General features: G+C 53.3%; 7 protein-coding genes and 1 pseudogene. 7 read left to right on the top strand and 1 reads right to left on the bottom strand.

The genetic code is table 11. The annotated features are described in order from the left end of the window. From CK501_RS16530 to CK501_RS16520, 3 genes are all read left to right on the top strand, one after another. On the top strand, positions 1–200 hold a 200-nt coding region (locus tag CK501_RS16530; protein WP_095617590.1), incomplete at its 5' end, for a hypothetical protein. A gap of 219 nt (positions 201–419) precedes the next feature. Then, positions 420–755, top strand: coding sequence for an HNH endonuclease (locus CK501_RS17310; RefSeq protein ID WP_095618816.1), 336 nt, complete (start codon positions 420–422; stop codon positions 753–755). A gap of 5 nt (positions 756–760) precedes the next feature. Further along, positions 761–1,192, top strand: a complete 432-nt coding sequence (locus tag CK501_RS16520) for a DUF4265 domain-containing protein (RefSeq protein ID WP_095618815.1) — start codon at positions 761–763, stop codon at positions 1,190–1,192. Between the two features lie 2 nt (positions 1,193–1,194). Here the strand turns inward: CK501_RS16520 and CK501_RS16515 are convergent, their stop codons facing one another. After that, on the bottom strand, positions 1,195–1,827 hold the full coding sequence (locus CK501_RS16515) for a HEAT repeat domain-containing protein (RefSeq protein WP_095618814.1): 633 nt from the start codon (positions 1,825–1,827) through the stop codon (positions 1,195–1,197). A 290-nt stretch (positions 1,828–2,117) separates the two neighbouring features. Between CK501_RS16515 and CK501_RS16510 the strand changes: the two are divergent. From CK501_RS16510 to CK501_RS16495, 4 genes and pseudogenes are all read left to right on the top strand, one after another. Continuing rightward, a pseudogene (locus CK501_RS16510) lies at positions 2,118–3,303 on the top strand (IS3 family transposase). 333 nt (positions 3,304–3,636) lie between these two features. Beyond that, entirely contained in the window at positions 3,637–4,056 is a 420-nt protein-coding gene (locus CK501_RS16505) for an RHS repeat domain-containing protein (RefSeq protein ID WP_095618813.1), read from the top strand. A 54-nt stretch (positions 4,057–4,110) separates the two neighbouring features. Continuing rightward, entirely contained in the window at positions 4,111–5,019 is a 909-nt protein-coding gene (locus CK501_RS16500) for an RHS repeat-associated core domain-containing protein (protein WP_198949576.1), read from the top strand. Between the two features lie 5 nt (positions 5,020–5,024). Beyond that, a complete protein-coding gene (locus CK501_RS16495) occupies positions 5,025–5,339 on the top strand; it encodes a DUF2489 domain-containing protein (protein ID WP_095618811.1) in 315 nt (104 codons plus the stop codon). Positions 5,340–5,684: the final 345 nt, after the last annotated feature.

Genomic DNA, 5,684 nt, shown 5'->3' with positions numbered 1-5,684 from the left:
AACTCAAAGAGCAGGAAAACCTGCAGGCGCTGAGCCAGCTGCGGGTCGGGCTTAAGGTGACCTTCGAGACTCGCGAGGGACCGGCGTTCGGCATCGTCACCAAGATCAACCGCAAGAGCGTGATCGTGCTCGCCGAAGACGGGACCAAGCAGTACAAGGTCTCGCCGGAATTACTGAAACCGCTTCATGAAGTGAAGTGATCAACTCGCTTGGCGTAGGTCTACCACGTCTTGGAATGAACGCTTACTTCCCGGGGGTTGTTCCTTGACACCTTGGCGGACATTGGCTTCATCGGATATGACCTGTACCGCATAGCGGCTGACAACGTGTTCAGGGACTGTGGTAATCTCGGTTCCAACCTGGCAGCACTCACGGCGGATGTTGGCGGTGCGTTTACGCCCTTTGCCAGTGGGTTTGGGATGGCGGCCAGGGCTGCTAATAAAGCTGGAGGGCGTGTTGCAAGGGGCGCAAGGAAACCAGGCTCCGCTGGTGTTGATCGAACTGGTAAGGATTTTACGCCCAGAACGAAGAGAGAGCTTGATGCGGAAAACGCTGCTAGGAATGGCGGCGTAAACCGGTGTGAGAACTGTGGCGTTGAGGTTGTACCTGGTCAAAGATCACAACGTGGTGTTACCCCGCCGCCTAATGAACGGCATCGCGATCATATTATATCCAAGGCTAAAGGCGGTGATGGTACTTTTGAAAATGGTGAGGTCCTTTGTCGAACTTGTAATTTGAATAAGAGAGATAACTAGTAATTATGGAAGACCACGTAAAAATATATTTTGAAATTCCATCTTCAGATTCTGAAGAAATGGAAATTGAGTCCGTGTGGGCTATCCCGCACGGAGAAGGCTTTAAGCTAGACAATATTCCCTTTTATGCGAAAAGTGTTTCACTTGGCGATGTCGTTAGCGCCAATGAGGTGGATGGTTGTCTTTATGTCGATGAGCTTTTGAAGCCCTCTGGTCACAGCACCGTGCGTTTGTGGTTTGCGAATGAAAAGGATGTTCAGGCTGTGAGAGCTGAATTAAAAGCGATGGGCTGTGACTCAGAAATAAGTGATCAGCCCCGCTTGGTCTCAGTAGATATTCCCTCCAGCGTTAAGTACGAAAAAATCAAGGAATATCTTGATGCTGGCGAGGCGGATGGGAAGTGGGATTATCAAGAAGCCTGTTTGGGTTTTTTGTAATTCTACAATATATCCCACTTGGGATATTTTTTATTGAGAGCAGCTTCGGCTGCTCTTTTTGTTTGTGGGTTGTCAGAAACAGCGCATCGGTTAAGAAAATGCTCTACATTGCTGCCACTCCAGCCTGCGGAAGCGGAAGCGATCCAGGTGCGGTTATTGTCATTAACTTCCGGGTTGTTGCCGTAGTTAATGATTCGTTCTATGTCTTCATCTGAGGGGATTAGCTTTAAAATTGCAATTGCTCTGATTAATCCGTCAATGAAAAGTGCGGTGCCATTTTTGCTGTCTAGGAAATCGAGAATATTACTGATGGAGCCATCTTTGAAATATGTCAGTCTAGCGATGGCATCGCCAATGGCAACGTAAACCATCGTTGCTTCAAATTCTTGTTCGGCGAGTTGAAGTAAAAAATCCAGGCTCTCGGTATAACCTGACTCGCCCAAAGCCATGATCATTTGATATTGCGTTTCCCAGGTGCGCTTGTCCTTGAGTTCATTTTTTAAGGCGGCCAACAACGCGGGGCCAGCCTCTTTGACTTTTAGTTTTCTCAGCTTCTTAGCCGCTGAACGGCGTTTGGCAGATGCTTTGTTGCTGAGTTGTTCAATCAGTTGCTGGACGGCTTCATTATCATTCATTTAGCTGCTCCTCGTTGTCTGCTGGTAGCCCAACGGCGCGACTGATACTTGATGTTCAGGCTTTCCAGCACGTCCCGGATCACCATCTGTTCGTCTTCGGGCATCTGGCTTCGAGCTGTAAAGCCACTCGTCGCTTGATCCACGTTCATCAAATAGCAAGAAATCGGTACTGACGTAAAGCGCTAAAGCGATCTTTTTCAGCACGTCCAGTGAAGGTTGAGCCTGTCGGGTCTCTGGAGTTGACCCGCTTTGGTGGACATCCGATCCTTTGAAAATGATAGGAGGACAGGATGCCACAAAGCAGACCCCATATCCGCCGGAGTTCCGGCAACAGATGATCGATCTGGTTCGCAGCGGGCGAACCCCCTGGGAACTGGCCCAGGAATTTGAGCCTTCTGCCCAGACCATTACCAACTGGGTCGCGCAGGCGGACCAAGACGCCGGTGTGCGCCATGATGGCACCACCAGCGCTGAACAGGAAGAACTTCGCAGACTCCGTCAGGAGAACAAGCGCCTTCGCGAAGAACGCGAGATCCTATCAAAGGCCGCGGCCTGGTTCGCTCGGGAGACCGATACCGTGCCACCGACATCTTCCGGTTCGTCGAAGTGAATCGGGCCGTTCACAATGTTGCCACGATGTGCCGGGTGCTGGGCGTCTCCCCCAGCGGCTACTATGCGTGGCGCCAGCGTGGGCCATCACAGCGCCAGCGCACCGACGAGGTGCTCAGTGTCCGGCTCAAGGCCCTGCACAAACGCTCGGGCGGCACCTATGGGGCGCCCCGACTCCATGCCGACCTCAAGGATGAGCACTGGTGCGTTGGCCGCAAGCGCATCGCGCGACTGATGCGCGAGGTCGCTATCCAGGGCGTGAGTCGGCGCAAGGGTGTATTCACCACAGTGCGTGATGAACGCCGCCGGGGTGACCCGGATCTGGTCGAGCGTGATTTCTCGGCCAACGCGCCTGACGAGCTCTATGTGGCTGACATCACCTATATTCCGACCTGGAGCGGGTTTTTATACCTGGCCATCGTTCTGGATGTTTTCAGCCGTCGAGTCGTTGGCTGGGCCATGGCCACGCACATGAAAACCGAACTGGTGCTCGATGCGCTGGAGATGGCGCTGTGGCAACGCCAGCCCACGGATGTGATCCATCATAGTGACTAGGGCTGTCAGTACACCTCGATCGCCTTCGGGCACCGTTGCCGGGAACACGGGGTACGCCCCTCGACAGGATCGGTTGGTGACTGCTTCGATAACGCGATGGCGGAGAGCTTTTTCGCCACGCTTGAGTGCGAACTGTTGGATCGACGTCGATTCCGCAATCCGACCGAAGCACGACTGGAGGTGTTCCGGTTCATAGAGGGCTGGTATAACCTGCACCGGCGCCATTCAGCCATCGGACAGGTGTCACCGGTAAACTATGAACGAATGCATGCTGAGCATGCTCATCAACTCAAATCGGAACCTGTCCACTGAAGCGGGTCAACTCCACTCGTACTTCTTCAGGCTGTTCATATGAATGCCGATGGCTTCGGCCATCTATTGTTGGGTTAGTCCCTGCTCTTTGTGCAAGTCGATCAGTCGTTTCCGTAGGCTCATCGTCAAGATCGTTCTGATTAATGTCGGCTTTATTTCTGAATTCAGATAATAACTGCAGCACTTTGACGTGAACTGGTACAGGTAAGAAGGTCCTCGCCGGCACCTTCCCGCCTGTATCGACCAAAGCAGATCTCAGCAGGCGATTACAGCCTCAGCTACGACAGCGCCGGCCAGCTGACCCAGCTGGACTACCCCGGCGGCAGTGCCAGCATGGGCTACAATGCCTCCGGCGAATACACCAGCCAGCAGTTCGGCGACAGCCAGGGCACGGCGTTCAATTATGCGCGTGACGCCAATGGCCGGGTCAGCCAGCGCCAGGGCGAAGGCGCGGATTGGTTTTATAACTACGACGACGCCAACCGCCTTACCTCGGCCACCCATGGGGATGAGACCTATGACTTCCAGCTGGATGCCAATGGCAACCGCCTGGAGGCCGGCCAGCAATACGACGCCTTCAACAAGCTGCTTTCCAGCGCCGATGTCGAGTACGAGCACGACGCCAACGGTAACCGCATCCGCAAGACCAACACGCAAACGGGCGCCGTCACTGAATACGAGTACGATGCGCGCAACCGGCTGACCGGCGCCGAACACTACCCGGAAGGAGCGGACAATATCAAGCGGGCGTGACACACCGGCGAGATCGAGCGTGAAGTTGAGTACCTGTGGTTCGGCGACCGGCTGGTGGCGGAATACCACGACGGGGCCAGCACGCCAACCAAACGCTACCGGTACTCACAGACCGGAGTGGTGCCGCTGAGCTACAGCGATGCCAATGGCGACTACAGCGTCCACAGCGACGCGCTGGCCACACCTAAGGCGCTGACCAACAGCAATGGCACCACGGTCTGGAGCGCGGTGCTGGGCCCCTACGGGCAGCCCACGGAGAACCAGGACGTTGATGGCGACGGCCAGCAGGTGGCGTTCAACCTGCGCTTCCCCGGCCAGTACCACGATCGGGAAACGGGGCTGCACTACAACCGCAATCGCACCTACGATCCGGCGACGGGGCGGTATCTGCAGAGCGATCCCATTGGTCTGGACGGTGGGGCCAACGCCTACCGCTATGCCAATGCGAATCCGGTTAACCTGGCGGATCCCAATGGAACAATCGCCTGTGGCGGGCTGTGCATTGGGGCGGCGGTTCTGGGCGCCGCTGACATGGCGCTGTCAGTGTATGATGCCTACCAGACCTATAATACGCTGTCGGATGAGTGCGCCAGTGCGGGCGACAAATCGATGGCGGTGGCGGCACTGGGTGCGGGTCTGGTGCTGCCCGGTAGCTATGGCTGGGTCGATGATGCTGCAAAGAGTGTGGCCAAAAGTCCTTCAAGTGCTATTAAGTTAAATAAACAATTAGGTAGTCAGCAGCAATTGGGCGAAACAGGAAGTACAATCGCCGGTCAAGGGAGTAAACAATCTTTTCGTGATGCTGATAGAGTCGCTAGGGAGCATGGTGGAAGCGCTGAGGATTGGGTTAAAAAGAGTAGTTCTTCCCATGAAGCTCCAGATGGTACAAGGTTTGAAACCCACTGGTCTGAAAATGTAAGAACGGGGCAAAGAGTCGAACATAAAACTAAATTTACGGATTAGTTTTTATGAGTGAGGATGCACAGGAAAAAATTATTGAAATCTGCACTTCTATGATTGATGGAGAAATTAATTTGATAGAAGGGTGCAGAAAGCTAGTTTCATTGCGACATCGAACAGGTGAGCCAGAAAATGAAATTTTTTCCCCATTAAGGGCTGTGGATTCAGAGACAGACCACTTTCCAATTGGGGGGATGCGAGAGTATTGCAGCAAAGAATACTTGGAGGTATCTGATAGAGAGGTAGCTGATTATTTGGATGAGGTTCAGCCTCAAATAATTGAAGCTTGTAAAAGAATTGTCGATTTCTATAGTGATGGTTGAAGCACTTTGGTATCGTCGAATAGAGAAAATAGAGCGCTTGGTTGGCAGGAGCTGATAAATAGAAAGTTGTTGGTAGAGGGTCTAATCTTTCGACAAATTAAAGACTAAATGCAGTGAGCAAGCCACGGAAGGCGGATGCCTGAGACGTGCCGCTTCGTTCTGGCCTTAATGGTGAGGGAATGGGTGAGATGATTGATATCATATTGGTTGCGGTGGTTGTCTTAGTGATCGTCACGGCCATCTACAGGGTATTACCTCACCGAGAGCTTGGAGCCAAAAAGCCGTCGTTGGCATTTTTCCCAAAGTATCAGCATCAAGTACCCCATCCTGGCTCTGATGACGAAA

The organism is Halovibrio salipaludis (assembly GCF_002286965.1).
GTDB classification, from domain to species: Bacteria; Pseudomonadota; Gammaproteobacteria; order Pseudomonadales; family Oleiphilaceae; genus Halospina; species Halospina salipaludis.
This window is presented reverse-complemented; position numbering and strand designations above follow the sequence as displayed.